We start from the raw sequence: 20,208 nt of genomic DNA, 5'->3' as shown, positions 1-20,208 counted from the left end.
TCGGCAGGGATAGCGCGGCGCGGCGGCTTGGTCCATGCCAAAGGCGGCTTCAGATACCGGTTCCGGCAACACCCTGACAGACCCGCTCCGGCCCAATCACGGCCATGTTACAAAACTGTAATCTTCGTGCCCTTGAATCGCCATGTTCAAAGACACAGATACAGAGCATCGGCAATTTTCGCCGAGTCCGGAGCAAGGCCCGTCCCCCGCCTATCCCGGACAACTGCGGCAGCCTATCCCCCCTCTCCGGGCTGCCGCAACGTTTCGAGTAGAAGGCCGCCGTGGCTCCCCCTCCACCACGGCGGTCTTTTTTTACCTCGGACAGACATTTGCAGCCCGTGGTCCAATGATCGCGGGCTTTTCGTTTTCCTGTCCTGCCTTTACGGTTCCGGTTCTGAATCGAAAGGCTTCACACATGTCCGCAGTTTCCCCCGTCCTCGACCGTCTCGACATGAATCTCGACCAGAGTCTCGAACGCCTGTTCGGCCTGCTCAGGATCAAGTCGATCTCCACCGATCCGGCCTATGCCGCCGACTGCCGCAAGGCGGCGGAATGGCTGGTGGCGGAGCTCAAGCTGATCGGCTTCGATGCCAGCGTGCGCGACACGCCCGGACACCCGATGGTGGTCGCCCATCACGATGGCCCGGCCGGTTCGCCGCATGTGCTGTTTTACGGCCATTATGACGTGCAGCCGGTCGATCCGATCGAATTGTGGGAAAGCGATCCGTTCGCCCCCGCGGTCAAGGAGGTCGGCCCGGATCACAAGGTGATCACCGGACGCGGCTCGGCCGACGACAAGGGCCAGCTGATGACCTTTGTCGAGGCCTGCCGCGCCTGGAAGCAAGTGCACGGCAATTTGCCTTGCCGCATCACCATCCTGTTCGAGGGCGAGGAGGAATCCGGCTCGCCGTCGCTGAAGCCGTTCCTCGAAGCCAATGCCGACGAGCTCAAGGCCGATTTCGCGCTGGTTTGCGATACCGGCATGTGGGACCGCGACACGCCGTCGATCTGCGTCGGATTGCGCGGGCTGGTCGGCGAGGAGATCACGGTGAAGGCCGCCGACCGCGACCTTCATTCCGGCCTCTATGGCGGCGCTGCCGCCAATCCTATCCGCATCCTGGCCAGGATACTGGCAGATATCCACGACAAGGACGGCCATATCACCATTCCCGGTTTCTATGACGGCGTCGAGGAAACGCCGTCGCAGATCCTGAAATCATGGGAGACGCTTGGCGAGACGGCCGAGACGTTCCTCGGGCCTGTCGGCCTGTCGATCCCGTCGGGCGAAAAGGGTCGCTCGGTGCTGGAATTGACCTGGGCGCGTCCGACGGCCGAGTTCAACGGCATTATCGGCGGCTACACTGGCAAGGGCTTTAAGACGGTGATCGCGGCGGAAGCCTCGGCGAAGGTATCGTTTCGCCTCGTCCATAAACAGGACCCGAAGAAAATCCGCGACGCGTTCCAGAAATTCGTCAAGGAGCGCATTCCGGCCGACTGCTCGGTCGAATTCCACCCGCATGGCGGCTCGCCGGCAATTCAGCTTTCCTATGACTCCCCATTCCTGGCCAAGGCCAAGAATGCGCTGTCCGACGAATGGCCGAAGCCGGCGGTGACGACGGGCAGCGGCGGCTCGATCCCGGTGGTCGGCGATTTTCAAACCTATCTCGGCATGGAATCGCTGCTGGTCGGGTTCGGCCTCGACGACGACCGCATTCATTCGCCCAACGAGAAATACGAGCTCAACTCCTTCCATAAGGGCCAGCGCTCCTGGGCGCGGATTCTCGATGCGCTGACGCGCTGAGTGGCGAGAAAATCACGCTGACGGCATGAAAATCAACTTTCTGTTGATTTTTCAGCGGATTGCGGCGAGGACGAGCCAACATCATAGCTCTCGGCGTCCTATGCCGTTAAAGGACGCCTGAGACTGTAGGTTCGACCGGAGAACACAATGGCCGACATCCGTTTCCACAAGAATGACCTGTCCGATCTATCGCACTACAATGTCGGCGCGGTGGCTATCGATACCGAGACGCTCGGGCTCAACCCGCATCGTGATCGGTTGTGCGTGGTGCAAATTTCGCCCGGCGACGGCTCGGCCGACGTCATCCAGATCGCGCCCGGCCAGAAGAAGGCGCCGAACCTCGTCAGCCTGCTGAGGAGCCGCGGCATAACCAAGCTCTTCCACTACGGCCGTTTCGACATCGCGGTGCTCTACAACGCGTTCGGCGTGATGCCCGAGCCGGTTTTCTGCACCAAGATCGCCTCGCGGCTATCCCGCACCTACACCGACAGGCACGGGCTGAAGGATATCTGTTTCGAACTTCTCGGCGTCGGCCTGTCAAAGGCGCAGCAATCATCGGACTGGGCGGCCGAAACGCTGTCGCCCGAACAGCTCGAATATGCGGCATCCGATGTGCTCTATCTGCACCGCTTGCGCGATGTGCTGGCCGGGCGGCTGGCGCGAGATGGACGGACAAAGGAGGCCGATGCCTGCTTTCGCTTCCTGCCGACGCGCGCCAAACTCGATCTGATGGGCTGGGACGAAGAGGATATCTTCGCCCATAGCTGACGGTAGTCGCGGACATCTGTCGATGGCCGGGTTTGGAACCGGAAGCAAGGCTGCCGCGTTTGTCGGCTCATCGTCGCCGGTTCAAAGGGGATGACATTGACGGACAGAAAGCCGATAGCGACCGCGCCGACCGACGGCTCCAAGATCTCAATCACGTGGAAGGACAGCGACGGCGTCATCAACGAATCCATCGCGCAATACCGCGATGACGGCTGGTGGGTCTACACAGACAGTCATACGCAAAAGAAGGTCGAGCCGACCAGCTGGCGGCCTGCCGCGAGCGAAGACGACGATTAGAGCAGTTCACCGTTTCATGGAAACCGGCGAGCTGCTTGAACTCTTTGTTTGATGCAATCCCCTAGGGAAAGCGCCGCGCGCTTTCCCGGGAAAACCGCTTGGCGTCTTTTATCGTGAGCAGACCAAACCGAAAGGGGTCGAGCTCAAGATCGACAACAAAGGTATTTCGATCCAGCAGAATTGACGGCATTAGGCCGGCGCCGACCTTCGCCTGCTGCCGCACGCAGCCGGCGCTGATGCGCGATTCAAGACGATCCGCGAGCAATTGAATCCATATTGCCTCGATTTTTCACGACTTAACCCGCCCTTAAATCGCCGCATCTACTCTTCAACCCGAATGCCATAGGCATCGGGGATATCAAGCACAGCTCATGGCGAACCGCAGAGACAGCCGCATCGAACCCAGTTTCGAGGGGCCGCCACAGGCGCGATCCTCGGCGGGTCTTTCGGTGAATGAGGAGGATCGCGTCGTGCCGAGCAATCGCAAAGCCTCCGCAAAGCGCAAGCCGGCCAAAGGAAAATCGTCGCGGGCAAAGCGCGGCGGAAGCCGGCGCGGCCTGTTCGGGGTGCTCGGCCGGCTGTTCTACTGGTGCTTCGTGCTTGCCATCTGGGGCGGCATCGCGGTGGCCGGCACCGTCGTCTACTACGGCGCCAAGATGCCGGCGGCGACGACATGGTCGATCCCCGACCGCGCGCCCAATATCAAGATCGTCTCGGCGGATGGGCAACTGCTCGCCAATCGCGGCATGAGCGGGGGCGAAGCCGTCGGCCTGCACGAAATGTCGCCCTATATTCCCGAGGCCGTCATCGCCATCGAGGATCGCCGCTTCTACTCGCATTTCGGCATCGACCCGATTGGCCTGTCGCGTGCGATGGTGACCAATGTTCTGGGCGGGCATTTCTCGCAAGGCGGCTCGACGCTGACCCAGCAATTGGCCAAGAACCTGTTCCTGACGCCCGACCGTACGCTGGAGCGCAAGGTGCAGGAGGTGCTGCTGGCGTTGTGGCTGGAGCACAAGCACACCAAGGACCAGATCCTCGAAATGTACCTCAACCGGGTCTATTTCGGTTCCGGCGCCTATGGCGTCGAAGCGGCCTCGCGCCGCTATTTCGGCAAGAGCGCGCGCGACGTCACCCTGTCGGAAGCCGCCCTGCTTGCCGGTCTGTTGAAAGCGCCGTCGCGGTTGTCGCCGGCACGTGACCCCAAGGCCGCCGAAGAACGCTCGCAACTGGTGCTTGCCGCCATGCGCGACGAGGGCAAGATCAGCGCCAAGGAACTGACCTCTGCGATGAGCGCGCCGGCAACGCGCGCGCCGTCCTACTGGACCGGGTCGGAGAATTACGTCGCCGACACCATCATGGAAGAACTTCCCGACCTGATCGGCGACGTGCGCGGCGATATCGTCATCGACAGCACCGTCGACCTGAACCTGCAGAAGCTCGCCGAACAATCTATCCGCAGGCTGATCGACGAAGGCGGCAAGAAGCTCAACGTAAGCCAGGGTGCCCTGGTGTCGATCGACGATTCCGGCGCTGTGCGCGCCATGGTCGGCGGCTACGACTATTCGACCAGCCAGTTCGATCGCGCATCCGAGGCGCGCCGCCAGCCGGGATCGGCGTTCAAGCCGTTCGTCTATATGGCCGCCCTTGAAGCCGGCCGAACACCCGACAGCGTGCGCAACGACGCACCGATCAGGATCGGCAACTGGACGCCCGACAATTACCACGGCAAATATTTCGGCAAGGTGACGCTGGCAACCGCATTGGCTAAATCGCTGAATTCGGTCGCCGCCCAACTGACCATGGAGGTCGGGCCGGGCGCAGTTGTCGAGGCAGCGCACCGCATGGGCATCCAGTCCGACCTGCAGTCCAACACCTCGATCGCGCTGGGCACGTCGGAGGTGACCCCTCTGGAACTGACATCGGCCTATGTCCCCTTTGCCAATGGCGGCTACAAGCCGGACATCCATTTCATCCGCCGCGTGACGACCACCGAGGGCAAGGTGCTCTACGACAGCGGTGGCGGCAGCGCGCCGCGCGTGGTCAAGCCCGAGATCGTCGGCATGATGAACTCGATGATGACGGGTACGGTCGAGATCGGTACCGCCCGGAAAGCGGCTTTCGCCTGGCCATCGGCCGGCAAGACCGGCACCAGCCAGAATTCGCGCGATGCCTGGTTCGTCGGCTACACTGCCAACCTCACCACGGGTGTGTGGTTCGGCAATGATGATGGCAGCCCGATGAAGAAAGTCACCGGCGGCGCGCTGCCGGCGCAGGCCTGGCACGAATTCATGGTAGCAGCCCACGAGGGCGTGCCGGTGCGGCCGTTGCCTGGCACCTGGAAATCGACGCCGGCCGACACCATCGTGCCCGATGAGATACCGTCGGCGAACAACACGCCGCCGGCGCCGGTTCCTTCCACGTCGGTCGGCCAGCAGGCGCCGCAGATGCGGCCAGCCGCGCCGGTCGCCCAGCAGCCAGCGCCGGTCCGCGCGGCCCGTCCCGCCCAGACCGTCGATGCCGATGGCTTGTCCATGCCGGAAGACGACGGCGCCACCGCATCGATCAAGCACCCGGTGCCACCAGGCGAAGTTGGCGGTCCGCGCAAGAAGCGGCAGACCTCGATCCTCGATCTCCTTGGCGGCTGAGCGGCAACTCGCCGCTCGCCTCCGCGACGCGGTTCGGCTACACCTCCCAAATGACTGAACTCGACTCCAGAAAGACCATCGTGCTGACCGGCGCCAGCCGCGGCATCGGCCACGCCACGGTCAAGCGTTTTTCGCGCGAAGGCTGGCGCGTCATCACCTGCTCGCGCCAGGCCTTCGCCGAGGACTGCCCGTGGCCGGCCGGGCCTGAGGACCACATCAAGGTCGACCTTGCCGATCAGGAGGATGTCGGCATCGCCGTCTCGGAAATCCGCCACCGGCTGGAAGAGCATGGCGGCCAGTTGCACGCGCTGGTCAACAATGCCGGCATTTCGCCGAAGCTCAAGGACGGCAACAGCCGGATGGACTCGATCGACACGCCGATGCATGTCTGGCGCGACGTGTTCCAGGTCAATTTCTTCGCGCCGATCATGCTGGCTCGCGGCCTGTTCAAGGAATTGGCGGCGGCCAAGGGCTCGATCGTCAATGTTACCTCGATCGCCGGAACCCGCGTGCATCCCTTCGCCGGCACCGCCTATGCGACATCGAAGGCAGCACTTGGCTCGCTAACGCGCGAGATGGCACATGATTTCGGCCCGCACGGCATCCGTGTCAACGCCATCGCGCCGGGCGAGATCGACACCGCGATCCTGTCGCCGGGCACGGACAGGATCGTCGAGACCATTCCGCTCAGACGTCTTGGCACCACTGCGGAAGTCGCCGACATCATCTTCTTCCTGTGCTCGCAGCAAGCGTCCTACGTCACGGGCTCGGAAATCCACATCAATGGCGGCCAGCACGTGTGACAAAACAGGGTGCTCATCCTGTTATGGTGAGAACGGCCTTGCCGCTGAAGCTGCGCTGTCGCAGTGCGTCCAGGGCGTGAGCAATGTCTGTCCACGGGATGGTAAGGGCCACGCGCGTTTCGAGCCGGACAGCCACGACAGAGCGAGCAGCGAGGCGATGTCCGCGCCAATGCCTGGACCTGACGTGTAGTACGCAAAGGTTTGAAGCCTCGCGCCCTCATGATCCGGAACGAACTGGCGGAACCCGACCGGCGTGAGTTCGCCGCTGCTTGAACCGTACATGACGATGGTCCCGCCAGATGCGACACGTTCGATCGCGTCCGCCAGGCTTTTGCCGCCGACCGACTCGGTGATCAGCGAAAACGGTCCCTCAGCCAACTCGATCGACTCGACGACACGCATAGCTCCCAAGCCGCGGAGATCGTCGCCATGCCGGGCGGCTGCGATCGCAGTTACCGAGGCGCCTTGCTCGCGGGCGATCTGGATCTGGAAACGACCGACCGCACCGCTTGCGCCGGTGACCAGGACCTGCTGGCCGGCCAGGTCGCCGCCATGGCGCAAAGTCCTCAGCGCCGTCGTGCCTGCGACCGGAAGCGTGGCTGCGGACACGAAGCTGACCTCATCCGGCAGGACCGCGAGGCGGTCGGTTGGGACGGCGACCCGTTCGGCCCATCCGGCCTGGTCGACCAGAGCCGCAACCCGGGCGCCTGTGGCTGGCCCAGAGCCATCGGCTGCTGCCCGTTCGACAATCCCGACGATGTCCTGACCCGGGATCCAGCCGTTCGAATGGATGGCAAGCAGGCGCAGTTCGCCACGGTTCAACGAGGTCGCATGGACCGAGACAAGCGCCTCGTTCGGGGTCGGTTGAGGCTCGGCAAGCTCCGCGATCCTCAGTCCGGTCGCGCTGTCGGAAGAGATGACGAGGGCGAGCATGGTTCATACCTCATTGCTGCGTGGTGGACGCACCACTCATTCGCAAGTGGACCCTATCGATTTTTGCCTTTGAATAATTTAGATATGAAGGCAATTGATCGCTAAAAGCCGTCAACCATGAAGCAGCCTCTCAGCTACCCTTGGCTCGATTTCGATGTGGATGACCCTTCCGCGCCAGCGATTGCCGTGCGCGTCGACGTCCCCGGGACCAGAGCGGAAGTGCCCGCACATCGGCACCGCAAAGGCCAACTCGTCTTCGCGCTCGGAGGCGGTATCACATGCCACGTCCCAAGCGGCCTGTGGATGGTGCCACCTCATTGCGGGGTGTGGATTCCCGGCGACATGGAACACAGCAATGTCGCGACGGCCAACGCTCGGATCTTCTTCGTGTACATCGAGCCTGGAGCCGCCGATCTGCCGAACCGGTGCTGCACGTTCTCGATCTCGCCACTTTTGCGCGAACTGATCATCGAGCTGTCCGATGCTGTGCAGGACGATCGCGCGAGGGATGAGCTTTTGACCAAGACCCTGCTTACCGAATTGCCCCGCATGCCCGTCCAGCGGCTGCATCTGCCGATCTCATCCGAGCCGCGCTTGAAGCGGGTCGCCGAAGCGTTGGCGCAAGATCCTGCCGATCGCAGCACACTGGCAGAATGGGCCAATCGCGTTGCGCTCAGCGAGAGCAGTCTCGCCCGTCTCGTGGTGAAGGAGACGGGGCTGAGCTTCGGGCGCTGGCGCCAGCAACTGCACTTGATCGTCGCAATACGGGAACTGGCTTCGGGCGCCAGCGTGCAGCAGGTTTCGGGCGATCTCGGCTACGGGTCGGTCACGGCCTTCATCACCATGTTCAAGAAGGCGCTTGGGAAGCCGCCGGCAAAATATCTAAGCAGTGTCTTGCAGCATGGCGGCGCGGCTTAGGCAGTGGACGGTTCAGCCGCCTCCGGCTTGTGGCCAAGCACCTCTTCGACAATGCCCCGCGCGATCTCGCGCTCGCCCATGATCACCGTATCGGCGCCGAGCCCCTTGAGATGCTCGATCTCGGCGTCGGAATGGGCGCGGGCAATGACGTTGATGCCGGGATTGGCAGCGCGTGCCCTGAGCACGATCTGTCCGGCCTCGAAGGCATTGGGGATGGCTAGGATCAGCCGATTCGCCCCTTCGGGATTGGCGGCGGCGAACACTTCGACGTTGGCCGCATTGCCGGAGACGGTTTCTATGCCGTCGGCTTTCAGTCTGGCCAGTGTCTTGTCGGCATCCTCGACGACGAGGAAGGGCAGGGCGGCCTGTTTCAGCGCCGCACCGACGAGGCTGCCGACGCGGCCATAACCGATCAGGATGGCATGGTTGGTGAGACCTGTCCTGGCCGGCGGCCCGTTTCCTCCTTTCGTCGTGGCTGCAACCGAGGCCAATTGGCCCGGTTCCGTCGCCGGACCGACCGGCTTTGCCTCGGCCGGCGGTGCCGTCCTGGCGGCGCGCCGCCCCAGCCATGGCTTCATCCAGTCGATGGCCAGGAACATCAGCGGATTGAGGACGATCGACAGGATGGCGCCGGCGAGGATGAGGTCGCGGCCTTGTTCGGGCAATAATTTCAGCCCGACGCCGAGTTCTGCCAGGATGAAGGAGAATTCGCCGATCTGGGCAAGGCTTGCCGAGATCATCAGGGCGGTGGCCAAGGGATAGCCGAAGGCAACGACGATGATGAACGCCGCTAAAGATTTGCCGATGACGATGATGGCCAGCGTCGCCAGGATTGGCCAGCCATTGCTGGTCAGGCTGAACGGGTCGAACAGCATGCCAACCGAGACGAAGAACAGCACCGAAAAGGCATCGCGCAGCGGCAGCGATTCTTCCGCCGCGCGGTGGCTGAGCTCGGATTCGCTCATGATCATGCCGGCGAAGAAGGCTCCCAAAGCCAGCGAGACCCCGAACAGTTTTGCCGCGCCGAAGGCGACACCGAGCGCTATTGCGAGCACGGCCAGCCGGAACAATTCGCGCGATCCGGTGTGGGCGACGTAGTGCAGGATCCAGGGGATGACCCGACGGCCGACCACCAGCATGACGACGACGAAAGCAGCAACCTTGGCCAGCGTGATGCCGACGACGCCCCAGATGCCGTAGCTGTCCGGTAGCGAAAGCAAGCCGCTTGCATGGGCGTTCGCCTGCTCCTGGCCGCCGAGCACGCCGGCGAGCGCCGGCAGCAGCACCAGCGCCAGCACCATGGCCAAATCCTCGACGATCAGCCAGCCGACGGCGATGCGGCCGCGCTCCGTCTCGATCAGACGGCGTTCCTGCAAGGCGCGTAGCAGCACCACGGTCGAGGCGACCGAGAGCGCCAGGCCGAAAACCAGCCCTGCGCCCATCGACCAGCCGAGCATCCAGGCAAGGCCGGCGCCGAGCGCTGTTGCAAAGCCGATCTGGACGATCGCGCCGGGCACGGCGATGGCGCGCACCGACAACAGATCCTTCAGCGAGAAGTGCAGCCCGACGCCGAACATTAGCAAGATGACGCCGATTTCGGCCAGTTCGTTGGCAAGGCTGGCATCGGCGACGAAACCGGGCGTGTTCGGCCCGACCAGCACGCCGGCTACGAGATAACCGACCAGCGGCGGAATGCGGAAGCGGTTGGCGAGAGCGCCGAAGACGAAAGCCAGCCCCAGACCGGCGACGATGGTGGCGATAAGGGGCGTGTCATGCGGCATTGTCTATGGAGCGCCTTTCAAAAACCAGCGATATCGGATGGACACCGCCCGAAGCCGCCGCCTGTTCGCAATATGGCGGATCGGGTGTTGGCGAGGCAACCCGCAAATCCATGACATCGACGCTGCGGCCGCAAAGGCTTGACCGGCGGCTGAGGAAGCCGCCGGCCCCAATTTGAATTTCCTCGATGGTATTCCGCCTCGGTCCGGCGCAATTGCTCACAGCGATCAGGCTGCCTGCAGCAAGGCCTCGATTTCGAATAGGGCGTGGTTGGTCAGTGTCTTGGGAATTTCGGCGGTCACTTTGTCCGCGACCTCCTTGTGCAGCTTCTTGCGCATTGTCCCAAGCACCATCGGTGGTGCGACAAGCACGATCTCCTTGAACTGGCCGCTGTGCGCGAGCTTGTAGAGCCGGTCAGCAATGTCGTCGGCGAAACGCTCCTTGCCGATGCGGTGCCAGTCCGTTTCCTCGACCGCGCTGCGGTGTACGGAGGGACCATCATTGTATCGGCCCGGGCTATCACTGCCTTGCTCGCGGGTGGGCGGGTTGTTCTGTTCGATTTCCTGCACGACTTCGAGGTTCGGATATTTGCTGTCGCCGGCATTCCTCAGGAAAAGCGCTTTTTCGCCATCGGCCACCAAAACCCAGATGCCATGCTTCAGGTTGATCGTGCTCATGACAAGGCTCCTCTTTGGGTCGCCCCGGCATCTTGCGATGTGCCGCGGCCGGGTTTCGCGATCTGACGCGATGGGCCTTTGGGAACGCGTCTCTCAGGGGTAATGTTCCCGCCAGCATCCCTATAAACTTGGACATCCGGGCATCCAGCGCCGGCGGCTTTAATCTACTAAACTGGTAGAATTTAGAAAAACCTGATTTGCGGCACTGCTCGCCGGGTGCTAATACGGCTGGAAATCAAGGCCTGCGACAGGTGCTTGAATCCGCATCACCTGCCGATGAGGAATATTTTTCTCTTGGCCGAGGTGCATTCAGAAAAGCGATTGCATCCCGACAGGCGATGCGCCAGTGCGTTCCTTCTGATTGCTCGCGCTCGCGCGTAGAACTGCAAGCCTGTTCAGGATTCCGCTCGCGCCCATGCCGCACATTGCTCCCAAACTCAATGCCTTCCCCGTCTTCATGCGGGTCGAGGGCCAAGCCGTGGCCATCGTCGGCGGCGGCGAAGAGGCATTGGCCAAGGCAAGACTGATCGGACAGTCGAGTGCGGTTTTGCGCGTCATCGCGGAACATGCCGAGCCCGATCTCTTGACCTTCATCGCTCAGACCGGCACCCACCATTTTGCCGCCGCTTACGACGCGTCGCAGCTCGAAGGTGCGGTCATGGTTTTTGCCGCCAGCGGCGATGAGGAACTCGATCGCCGCGTGGCCACGGATGCGCGCCGGCTGGGCATTCCGGTCAATGCCGTCGACCGGCCTGAGCTTTGCGATTTCTTCACCCCCGCGCTGGTCAACCGCGCGCCGGTCGCCATTGCCATCGGCACGGAAGGTGCAGGCCCGGTGCTTGCCCAAATGCTGCGAAGCCGCATCGACCGCATGCTGTCGCCGGCGCTCGGGCCGCTGGCAACGCTCGCGGCGTCGTTTCGCGGAGCTGCCGAAAAGCTGCTGCCGAGAGGCAACGCCCGCCGCCGCTTCTGGAATGATTTCTTTGCTGGTGCTCCTGCCCGTGCGGCTGAGGCGGGCGAGCTTTCGCAGGCGCATGACGCTGCTGTCCATCTTCTGCTGTCGGATGCGCCGGCCTGCGGCCACATCGCCCTGGTCGGCGCCGGTCCGGGCGCCGAGGATCTTCTGACTTTGCGTGCCCATCGCCTGCTGATGGAAGCCGATGTCATCGTCCATGACGCGCTGGTGCCGGAGGCGGTCGTTGCCATGGGTCGCCGCGATGCCGAGCGTCTGCCGGTCGGAAAACGCAAGGGCTGCCACACCAAGAGCCAGGCGCAGATCAATGCACTGCTGGTCGAGCTCGGCCGTGAAGGCAAGCGCGTCGTGCGGCTGAAGTCGGGCGATCCGCTGGTGTTCGGCCGGGCCGGTGAAGAGATGGCAGCGCTTCGCGATGCCGGCATCGCCTATGAGGTGGTTCCGGGCGTCACCGCGGCATTCGCCGCCGCAGCCGATTTCGAATTGCCGCTGACGTTGCGCGGTGTTTCCTCGTCAATGGTGTTCACCACCGGCCACGACCTCAAGGGCAATTCGCTACCCGACTGGGCCAAGCTCGCCATTTCGGGCGCCACCGTCGCCATCTATATGGGCCGCTCGGTGGCGGCCGAAGTTGCCGGCCGGTTGATCGAGGCCGGTCTTTCGCCGGATACGGCAGTAGCCGTGGTCGAGAATGCAAGCCTTGCCAACCGGCGCCGGTTCCACGGCACGCTTGCCGACCTGCCGTCGCTGGAAGCGCGCGCCGATCTTTCCGGCCCGGTCATGACCATCATCGGCGACGCGGTCGCCGGCGCCAACTTTGACCGGTCCGAGGCGCTCGCGGCACACAGACATGAAGGTGCGTCCAGTTCGGTCGCTGAAGGAGTTCAGTCATGAAGATTCTGACCGCCAACCGCCTGACCGACGGCATTGCCGTCTGGTACGCCGATGGCGGCTGGGCCGAGACGGTGGACCATGCCGACATTGCCCGTGACAAGCCGGCCGAGGATCGCCTCGAGGTGATCGGCGCCAAGGCCTATGCCGCCAACGAAGTGGTCGATGTCAATCTGATCGATGTCGATGTCGTCAACGGCGTCGTCGAGCCGGTGCGGCTGCGCGAAAAGATTCGCGCCGCGGGCCCGACCATCCGCAACGATCTCGGCAAGCAGGCTGCCAAGCAGGCGACGTGGGCAGCTTAACAAGACACTAGGCATGGGCGGACGCGCCCTGAAAGACGAAGCATGTACCGTTACGATGAGTTCGACCACGATTTTGTCCAGGCCCGCGTCGCCGAGTTCAGCGACCAGGTCCAGCGCCGCCTTGCCGGCGAGATCACCGAGGACCAGTTCCGGCCGCTCAGGCTGATGAACGGCGTCTATCTTCAGCTGCACGCCTATATGCTGCGCATCGCGGTGCCCTATGGCACGCTGAACGGCAAGCAGTTGCGTATGCTGGGCCACATCGCTCGCAAATACGACAAGGGCTACGGCCATTTCACCACGCGCCAGAACATCCAGTTCAACTGGCCGGCGCTGTCGGACATTCCGGCCATCCTGGCCGATCTTGCAAGCGTCGAGATGCATGCCATCCAGACCAGCGGCAATTGCATCCGCAATGTCACCGCCGATCATTTCGCCGGCGCCGCCGCCGACGAGGTCGCCGATCCGCGCCCCTATGCGGAAATCCTGCGCCAGTGGTCGTCGGTGCATCCGGAATTCTCGTTCCTGCCGCGCAAATTCAAGATCGCGGTGACGGGGGCCGAGCGCGACCGCGCTGCCATCCAGACGCACGATATCGGCCTGCACCTGAAGAAGAACGCCGCCGGCGAACTCGGCTTCGCCGTCTATATCGGCGGCGGTCAGGGCCGCACGCCGATGGTCGCCCGCAAGATCCGCGACTTCCTGCCGGAAGCCGACCTTCTGTCCTACTGCACGGCGATCCTGCGCGTTTACAACCTCTATGGCCGCCGCGACAACAAGTACAAGGCGCGCATCAAGATCCTCGTCCACGAGACCGGCGTCGAGGAAATCACCCGCCAGGTCGAGGCCGAGTGGCGGGAGTTGAGGGATGCCGACCTGAAGCTGCCGGAAGCCGATATCCGCGCCATCCAAGCCTATTTCGCGCCGCCGGCGCTCACCGACCGGCCGGAAGGCGACCAGGCGGTCAAGCTGGCGCGACTGGATTCCAAGGGGTTCTCGGAGTGGCTCGACCAGAATGTCGTGACGCACCGCCATCCCGACTACGCCGCGGTGACGATCTCGCTCAAGGGAATCGGCGAGGTGCCCGGCGACGCTTCGGACAGCCAGATGGAAGCGGTCGCCGACATCGCCGAAAAATATGCTTTCGACGAACTGCGTGTCAGCCATGAGCAGAATCTGATCCTGCCGCATGTGGCACGCGCCGACCTCAAGGCGGTCTATGATACGCTGGTCGGCATTGGCCTGGCGACGGCCAATTCCAATCTGATATCGGACATCATCGCTTGCCCTGGCCTCGACTATTGCGCGCTGGCCACGGCGCGCTCGATCCCGATCGCACAGGAAATCTCGCGCCGCTTCGCTTCGTTGGAGCGGCAGCGCGAGATCGGCGAACTGAAGCTGAAGATATCCGGCTGCATCAATGCCTGCGGCCATCACCATGTCGGCCACATCGGCATCCTCGGCGTCGAGAAGAAGGGGTCCGAGCTCTACCAGGTTACGCTGGGCGGCTCGGCCGATGAGAACACCTCGGTCGGCGAGATCATCGGCCGCGGCTTCTCGTCGGAAGAAATCACCGACGCCATCGAGCAGATCGTCGAGACGTATCTCGGCCTGCGGCTCGACCCACAAGAGAAATTCATCGACGCCTACCGCCGTGTCGGTCCCGCGCCGTTCAAGGAGGCGCTTTATGCTGGCGAAGCCAAGGCCGCTTGACCGCATAGTCGACGTCGACGATGGCGCCGCCGCCAAGGCGGCGGGACTCGACGCGCTTTACGGTCACCTGAACCCGCTCGAGATCATCGAACGCTCGGCCCGCGACCTGTTTCACGACGAGATCGCTGCGGTGTCGTCGTTCGGCGCGGATTCGGCTGTGCTGCTGCACATGATCGCCAAGATCGATCGGGCGTTGCCTGTCATCTTCCTCGACACCGGCAAGCATTTCGAGGAAACGCTCGGCTATCGCGATGCGCTTGCCGCCGATTTTGGACTGACCAATATACGGGTGATCAAGCCCGAAGAGGCGGCGCTCGAACGGATCGATCCGATGGGCAATCTGCACCAGAGCAACACCGACGCCTGCTGCGACGTGCGCAAGGTCGAGCCGCTGGCGCGTGGCGTTGCACCTTTCCGCGCCTGGTTCACCGGCCGCAAGCGCTTCCAGGCCGCGACACGCGCAGCGCTTCCGGTGTTCGAGGCCGTCGGTCCGCGCATCCGTATCAACCCGCTGGCGCACTGGACGACTTCGGACCAGGCCGACTATATGCGCGCGCATGCGCTGCGCGAAAATCCGCTGGTTGCTTATGGCTATCTATCGATCGGCTGCTTTCCATGCACGCAGCCGGTGCAGCCGGGCGAGGACGCGCGCAGCGGCCGCTGGGCTGGCCATGCCAAGACCGAGTGCGGCATTCACCTGTCGGGGCTGGAAGTGTCGCTGACCGACGCATCGCTTTAGGGTATGTTGATATTCAGGTAAGACCGGCCTGCAAAAGGCGGTTTCCTGCGCTTCCGGTGCTCACGTACTTCAAGTACGCTCCGCTCCGGTTCTCGGAAGCCACCATTTTCGGCGCGGCCTGACTGAATCTCAACGCACCCCTAGCTTCTTTGAATTTTTAGGAATTTTGATGACTGAACCGACGACACCGGAGATCCGGCTCTGGACCCCTGAGGGTTTTCGCGAGGATGAGTGGGCTCATGCCGAAAACGCGGACGCGCTTTCCGGCAACGGCCGCTTCATCCTGCCGCTGCAGGCGTTTCTCGATCTCGAGCCGGAGGTGCGCCGCTCGGCCAAGGAACGGCTCGGCGTCGTGCTGCAGCCGGGCGATCAACTCGAGAAGATCGCCGACCTGCTCGACCAACTCTCTCTGGTGGCACTGGCCTTCCCGGCCTTCAGCGATGGCCGCTCCTTCTCCAAGGGCGAGTTGCTGCGCAGCCGTTATGGTTTCGAAGGCGCTGTGCGGGCCACCGGGCAGGTGCTGGTCGACCAGTTGCCGCATATGCTGCGGCTCGGCTTCGATGAGTTCGAAATTTCGAATCCGGTGCTGTTGAAGCGGCTGGAGGAGGGCCGCACCGGTGGGTTGGGGCTTTACTACCAGCCAGCCGCCGTGCCGGAGCCGAAGGGGTCGAAATATTCCTGGCGGCGCGCTCGCAACAGCTGACGCAACGGCAATTCCCGACGTCTTTACATCGGCTCCGATCGGGCTTCCCTGCGACTATCCGTACGGAAATATCCGCCGGGTGCGAGGAGGAGAGCATGGTTTTCGACTATGTCATTGCCGGCGGCGGTTCCGCCTGATCCGTGCCCGGCAGGCGTCATTGCGCTGTTGCCGGGCCGGCCATCGCCGAAAAGGCGGCGGATATGATCAAGGCGGCTGCCTGAAATTCTGGTCGAACCAACAATGCCGTTTTCGCTTTCTGCGAACGGTACTGCGGCGATGCTGATCACGATAGACATCAACTGGTCTTACCAATTGTGCGATTTACGCTTTCCCTTCCGCCGTCCTGACCTTAGGATAGGACCATTATTTCGTGATCCGAAATAAACATGGCCACAAGGGAGGAACCGGGAATGGCTGGCAAGAAGATACTGATGCTCGTTGGCGAGTTCAGCGAGGAATATGAGATTTTCGTGTTTGAACAGGCAATGCATGCGGTTGGCCATACGGTCCATGTCGTCTGTCCGGACAAGAAGGCGGGCGACATATTGAAAACGTCGTTGCACGACTTCGAAGGCCACCAGACCTATACCGAGAAGCCCGGCCACGATTATATCCTCAACAAGGCGTTCTCCGAGGTGGACCCAACCGGATACGATGCCGTCTATGCGGCGGGTGGGCGTGGCCCGGAATACATCCGCATCGACAAGCGGGTGCAGGCGCTGGTGCGGCATTTCCATGAGGCCGGCAAGCCGATCTTCACCATCTGCCATGGCGTGCAGATACTGATCGCTGTCGACGGTGTGGTGCGGGGCCGAGAAGTCGCCGCGCTGCATTATTGCGAGCCGGAAGTGACGCTCGCTGGCGGTATCTATATCGATGTCGCGCCGACCGGCGCCCATGTCGACGGCAATCTCGTTTCGGCCAAGGGTTGGCCGGGCCTCTCCAACTTCATCCGCGAATGCCTGAAGGTGCTGGGCACGGAGATCCGCCATGGCGAGATACTGATGCGCGACGAGCGCCAGGCGGCCTGATCCGGAATTTCTAAGGCCGCCGCGCGAACAGCGCGGCGGTCGTTCTATTTTTGTTTTGGCGCAATTCCCCGGGGAAAGTGGCAATGCGCTTTTCCCGGGAAAACCGTCTCACACCCTTCCTGGGATTGCTTAGGCCGCGGCCCGTGCCTCGTGGAACGACACCAGTTTCCGACGATTCTCGTCCCACAGCGCCAGTTTGACGCATTGCAGGCTTTCGAGCAGCGTGACGCGGCCGATGCCGCGCAGTTCCGGATAATCCCGCAGCACTTCCTGCAGCCGGTAGCACGGAACCTTGGCCGAGAGGTGGTGGACGTGATGGACGCCGATATTGCCGGTTAACCAGTTCAGCACTGGCGGCAGGTCGTAGTAGGACGAACCATGCAGGGCGGCGTGCTGGAATTCCCAGTCGGCGTCCTTTGCCCATTCCGTTTCCTCGAATTGATGCTGGACGTAGAACAGCCAGATGCCCGCCGATCCGGCCAGAATGACGATCGGCAGATGGACCACCAGGAACGCGCCAGGGCCGACGAACCAGATGAGGAGGGCTGCAGCAATCGCGATGCCAAGATTGGTGGTCATCGACGACACCCAAGGCGTCAGGCCGCCTCGCATCATGCCGACAGGCAGCCTCTGCTCGAAGATAAACAGCCAGATCGGCCCGAGCCCGAACATCACCAGCGGGTGGCGATAGAGACGATAGGCAAGGCGCCCTCGCCATGACATCTGCCGGTATTCGGCAACGGTGAGCGTCCTGATGTCGCCCATGCCGCGTTCGTCAAGATTGCCGGCGCTGGCATGGTGCGTCGCGTGAGCGCGCCGCCAGCAGTCGTAGGGCGTCAGCGTCAGAATGCCGAGCGCGCGGCCGATCCAGTCGTCCGCATAGCGATTGGCAAAGAAGGAGCCGTGGCCGCAATCGTGCTGGATCATGAAGATGCGCACCAGAAACCCGGCCGCGGGAAGGATCAGGATCAGACCCCACCAATGGCCATATGCGTAGGACGCCGAGGACAATCCCCAGAGAATGGCGAATGGAATGAGTGTGATGGCGAGTTCGACAGCGCTGCGCCGCCTGTCAGGCTTCTTGTAGCGCGCGAGAATTTTCAGCCAGGCGCGCTTGCTGTTAGCGACCGCCTCAGGGGAAATCATGTTCATCAGGAAGCATAGGCGGGGTGCCTCCCCGCCGCAAGCAAAGATCACGCGAAATTACTGCGCGTAATTGTCGCGTGGCCTGTCGGTCGAGCAACCGCAGCTCACCCGCTTGATGGTTCTCCCTCCGAGTGGCGGGCTCTCAAGATCATTCGGGGACCCCGAGGTTTGCTGCTAAGATTGGCGGTCGCGTTACCGCCGGCGCCGGCCGACGTCACTTTTCTCCGCTCCATCTAGGCGGTCGAGCAGCTTTCTGAATCGGTCAGGGATATCGGCCTCGGTGCGGAAGGCGGGCAAGGTGCGCATAAAGCGGTTGACCGCCTCGGCGCCAAACTGGCGTCTGACCTCGGCGGCGAGCCGTTCCGTCTTCTCAGCCTTTTTGCGGGTCGTCATCTCAAAATCCTATGTCGGCTTCGAAACTCCTCCAGCAAGAGAATGGTTCCAGCATCACGCATTTGTGGCAAGCAATGCCAGCGCTTAGGGTAAAATTTGAATTAAGATCGAAATGTCATGGGTCATTGTGCGGGCTTGGCCGACGACGTCCACAATCGCTTACCCCTTGATTTTTGGCCGCCAAACCTCGATATCGGGCTCAAAATCCATATCATTCGAGATTGACGGGAAATGGCGATGAGCGACCAGGCAAAAGACGAACGCGCGCCCGATGAAGTCGAGGCGACCGAGGCCAATGCCGAGCGCACGGAAGGCAGCATCGACGGCGACTATGAAGCCCTTGTGCGGCTGCTGAAGGAAAATGAAGAACTGAAGGACCGCGCACTGCGCGTGGCGGCCGAAATGGAAAACCTGCGTCGACGCACGGCGCGCGACGTGCACGACGCGCGCACCTATGCGGTTGCGAATTTCGCCCGAGACATGCTGTCGGTCTCTGACAATCTGCGCCGTGCGCTGGACGCGATTCCGGCCGAGGCCAAGGCCTCGGGTGACGCCGGCTTCAAGGCGCTGATCGAAGGCGTCGACTTGACCGAGCGCGCCATGCTGTCGGCGCTGGAACGGCACGGGGTCAAGAAGCTCGCCCCTGAAGGCGAGAAGTTCGATCCCAATTTCCATCAGGCGATGTTTGAAGTGCCCAATCCGGATGTTCCGGCCAACACCGTGGTCCAGGTCGTGCAGCCGGGCTATTCGATCGGCGAGCGGGTTCTGCGCCCGGCCATGGTCGGCGTCGCCAAGGGCGGTCCGAAGTTTGCCGCCGCTGAAGCGCCGGTCGAGCCGGGGCCGGTGAACGAGCAGGCTGAGAAAGACGCCTGAACGGACAAGCGAATAGGGAGTAGCGAGTAGCGAATAGGAAATACGCAAGAGTTGCTGCGCGGCTTCGTGCTATTCGCTACTCGCTATTCGCTATTCGCTACTCGCTATTCGCTACTCACTCTTTCATTGTTCACTTCATGAACCCCATCGCGCTTCTCGACTATGCCGGTGTCGCCGTCTTCGCCGCGACCGGGGCGCTTGCGGCTTCGCGCAAACAGCTCGACATCATCGGTTTCCTGTTCCTGGCCAGCGTCACCGGGATAGGCGGCGGCACGCTTCGCGACGTCATCCTCAACCTGCCGGTTTTCTGGGTCGCCAACTCCAGCTATGTGCTGATCTGCGCCGTGGTTGCCGCGCTGGTCTTCTTCGGCGCACATCGCGTCGAATCGCGCTGGAAATGGCTGCTCTGGCTCGACGCCATCGGGCTCGCCGCCTTTTCGGTGATGGGCGCCGCCAAGGGACTGGCGATTACCGGTTCGCCGGTCGTCTCCGTCATCACCGGCGTGCTCACAGCCACCTCCGGCGGCATTCTGCGCGATCTCCTGGCCGGCGAGCCATCGGTGCTGCTCAGGCCTGAAATCTACGTCACAGCAGCCCTTGCCGGTGCCGGCCTCTATACACTTGGCGATCTTGCCGGGCTGCCACCGCTCACTTCGGACCTCGCCGGTTTTGCCGCAGCGTTCCTTGTGCGTGGCGGCGCGCTCAAATTCGGCTGGTCGTTTCCGTCCTACAAGAGCCGACCCGGCCGGCGCCCGGAAGATATTCCGTGAAGGAGCGAATAGCGAATAGGGAGTAGCGAATAGGGATAGCAGCCCGC

20 protein-coding genes and 1 pseudogene are annotated in these 20,208 nt (G+C 62.7%); 14 read left to right on the top strand and 7 right to left on the bottom strand.

Annotation, left to right across the window (positions count from 1 at the left end; genetic code table 11):
- The first annotated feature begins 415 nt into the window (after positions 1–415).
- From X744_RS150100 to X744_RS150110, 3 genes are all read left to right on the top strand, one after another.
- Positions 416–1,801 (top strand): M20/M25/M40 family metallo-hydrolase, encoded by a 1,386-nt coding sequence (locus X744_RS150100; protein WP_023760777.1) that lies wholly within the window; start codon positions 416–418, stop codon positions 1,799–1,801.
- A gap of 147 nt (positions 1,802–1,948) precedes the next feature.
- A complete protein-coding gene (locus X744_RS150105; RefSeq protein WP_031260677.1) occupies positions 1,949–2,569 on the top strand; it encodes a ribonuclease D in 621 nt (206 codons plus the stop codon).
- Between the two features lie 96 nt (positions 2,570–2,665).
- Positions 2,666–2,866: a hypothetical protein gene (locus X744_RS150110; RefSeq protein WP_023760775.1), complete on the top strand. Its 201-nt coding sequence runs from the start codon at positions 2,666–2,668 to the stop codon at positions 2,864–2,866.
- A gap of 61 nt (positions 2,867–2,927) precedes the next feature.
- Here X744_RS150110 and X744_RS1000000173915 read toward each other — a convergent pair whose 3' ends face one another.
- Complete coding sequence (locus X744_RS1000000173915) at positions 2,928–3,131, bottom strand: hypothetical protein (protein ID WP_023760774.1); 204 nt, start codon at positions 3,129–3,131, stop codon at positions 2,928–2,930.
- 106 nt (positions 3,132–3,237) lie between these two features.
- On the opposite strand from X744_RS1000000173915, the gene X744_RS150120 reads away from it, so the two are divergent.
- Together X744_RS150120 and X744_RS150125 are read left to right on the top strand one after the other, a co-directional pair.
- Positions 3,238–5,514 carry a transglycosylase domain-containing protein gene (locus X744_RS150120; RefSeq protein ID WP_023760773.1) on the top strand — a complete coding sequence of 759 codons (2,277 nt, stop codon included), beginning with the start codon at positions 3,238–3,240 and terminating at the stop codon, positions 5,512–5,514.
- Between the two features lie 50 nt (positions 5,515–5,564).
- Entirely contained in the window at positions 5,565–6,317 is a 753-nt protein-coding gene (locus X744_RS150125; RefSeq protein WP_023760772.1) for an SDR family oxidoreductase, read from the top strand.
- A gap of 13 nt (positions 6,318–6,330) precedes the next feature.
- On the opposite strand, the pseudogene X744_RS01000000169990 reads toward X744_RS150125, so the two are convergent.
- Positions 6,331–7,250: pseudogene (locus X744_RS01000000169990) on the bottom strand (zinc-binding dehydrogenase).
- A 117-nt stretch (positions 7,251–7,367) separates the two neighbouring features.
- On the opposite strand from X744_RS01000000169990, the gene X744_RS150130 reads away from it, so the two are divergent.
- A complete protein-coding gene (locus X744_RS150130; RefSeq protein ID WP_023760771.1) occupies positions 7,368–8,168 on the top strand; it encodes a helix-turn-helix transcriptional regulator in 801 nt (266 codons plus the stop codon).
- On the opposite strand, the gene X744_RS150135 is transcribed toward X744_RS150130, so the two are convergent.
- Both X744_RS150135 and X744_RS150145 read right to left on the bottom strand, forming a co-directional pair.
- Positions 8,165–9,949 (bottom strand): cation:proton antiporter, encoded by a 1,785-nt coding sequence (locus X744_RS150135; RefSeq protein WP_023760770.1) that lies wholly within the window; start codon positions 9,947–9,949, stop codon positions 8,165–8,167. The genes X744_RS150130 and X744_RS150135 overlap by 4 nt on opposite strands.
- Before the next feature lie 225 nt (positions 9,950–10,174).
- Positions 10,175–10,624, bottom strand: a complete 450-nt coding sequence (locus X744_RS150145; protein ID WP_023760768.1) for a host attachment family protein — start codon at positions 10,622–10,624, stop codon at positions 10,175–10,177.
- Between the two features lie 415 nt (positions 10,625–11,039).
- Between X744_RS150145 and cysG the strand changes: the two genes are divergently transcribed.
- From cysG to X744_RS150170, 5 genes are all read left to right on the top strand, one after another.
- Complete coding sequence (cysG, locus tag X744_RS150150) at positions 11,040–12,491, top strand: siroheme synthase CysG (RefSeq protein WP_023760767.1); 1,452 nt, start codon at positions 11,040–11,042, stop codon at positions 12,489–12,491.
- Positions 12,488–12,793 carry a DUF2849 domain-containing protein gene (locus tag X744_RS150155; protein ID WP_023760766.1) on the top strand — a complete coding sequence of 102 codons (306 nt, stop codon included), beginning with the start codon at positions 12,488–12,490 and terminating at the stop codon, positions 12,791–12,793. Before cysG ends, X744_RS150155 begins: the two co-directional genes overlap by 4 nt.
- A 42-nt stretch (positions 12,794–12,835) precedes the next feature.
- Positions 12,836–14,506: a nitrite/sulfite reductase gene (locus tag X744_RS150160; RefSeq protein ID WP_023760765.1), complete on the top strand. Its 1,671-nt coding sequence runs from the start codon at positions 12,836–12,838 to the stop codon at positions 14,504–14,506.
- A complete protein-coding gene (locus X744_RS150165; protein ID WP_023760764.1) occupies positions 14,481–15,245 on the top strand; it encodes a phosphoadenylyl-sulfate reductase in 765 nt (254 codons plus the stop codon). The genes X744_RS150160 and X744_RS150165 overlap by 26 nt, the downstream gene beginning before the upstream one ends.
- Positions 15,246–15,414: 169 nt before the next feature.
- Positions 15,415–15,948, top strand: a complete 534-nt coding sequence (locus X744_RS150170; protein WP_023760763.1) for a DUF934 domain-containing protein — start codon at positions 15,415–15,417, stop codon at positions 15,946–15,948.
- A 23-nt stretch (positions 15,949–15,971) separates the two neighbouring features.
- On the opposite strand, the gene X744_RS150175 is transcribed toward X744_RS150170, so the two are convergent.
- Positions 15,972–16,244, bottom strand: coding sequence for a hypothetical protein (locus X744_RS150175; RefSeq protein WP_023760762.1), 273 nt, complete (start codon positions 16,242–16,244; stop codon positions 15,972–15,974).
- 114 nt (positions 16,245–16,358) lie between these two features.
- On the opposite strand from X744_RS150175, the gene X744_RS150180 reads away from it, so the two are divergent.
- The gene (locus X744_RS150180) at positions 16,359–16,979 is read left to right on the top strand and encodes a DJ-1/PfpI family protein (protein ID WP_023760761.1); all 621 of its coding nucleotides are present in this window, start codon (positions 16,359–16,361) and stop codon (positions 16,977–16,979) included.
- Positions 16,980–17,108: 129 nt separating this feature from the next.
- Here the strand turns inward: X744_RS150180 and X744_RS150185 are convergent, their stop codons facing one another.
- Both X744_RS150185 and X744_RS150190 read right to left on the bottom strand, forming a co-directional pair.
- Positions 17,109–18,131 carry a fatty acid desaturase gene (locus X744_RS150185; RefSeq protein ID WP_023760760.1) on the bottom strand — a complete coding sequence of 341 codons (1,023 nt, stop codon included), beginning with the start codon at positions 18,129–18,131 and terminating at the stop codon, positions 17,109–17,111.
- Positions 18,132–18,317: 186 nt separating this feature from the next.
- Positions 18,318–18,518 carry a hypothetical protein gene (locus X744_RS150190; RefSeq protein WP_023760759.1) on the bottom strand — a complete coding sequence of 67 codons (201 nt, stop codon included), beginning with the start codon at positions 18,516–18,518 and terminating at the stop codon, positions 18,318–18,320.
- A gap of 237 nt (positions 18,519–18,755) precedes the next feature.
- Here X744_RS150190 and grpE point away from each other — a divergent pair, with 237 nt between their 5' ends.
- Together grpE and X744_RS150200 are read left to right on the top strand one after the other, a co-directional pair.
- Positions 18,756–19,391 carry a nucleotide exchange factor GrpE gene (gene grpE / locus X744_RS150195; RefSeq protein WP_023760758.1) on the top strand — a complete coding sequence of 212 codons (636 nt, stop codon included), beginning with the start codon at positions 18,756–18,758 and terminating at the stop codon, positions 19,389–19,391.
- A gap of 137 nt (positions 19,392–19,528) precedes the next feature.
- Entirely contained in the window at positions 19,529–20,161 is a 633-nt protein-coding gene (locus X744_RS150200) for a trimeric intracellular cation channel family protein (protein WP_023760757.1), read from the top strand.
- The last annotated feature ends 47 nt before the right edge of the window (positions 20,162–20,208 follow it).

Origin of the sequence: Mesorhizobium sp. LNHC252B00, from assembly GCF_000502955.1 — a bacterium.
Classification (GTDB): Bacteria; Pseudomonadota; Alphaproteobacteria; order Rhizobiales; family Rhizobiaceae; genus Mesorhizobium.
The sequence above is the reverse complement of the archived record's forward strand: the minus strand, read 5'-3'. Positions and strand labels throughout refer to the sequence as shown.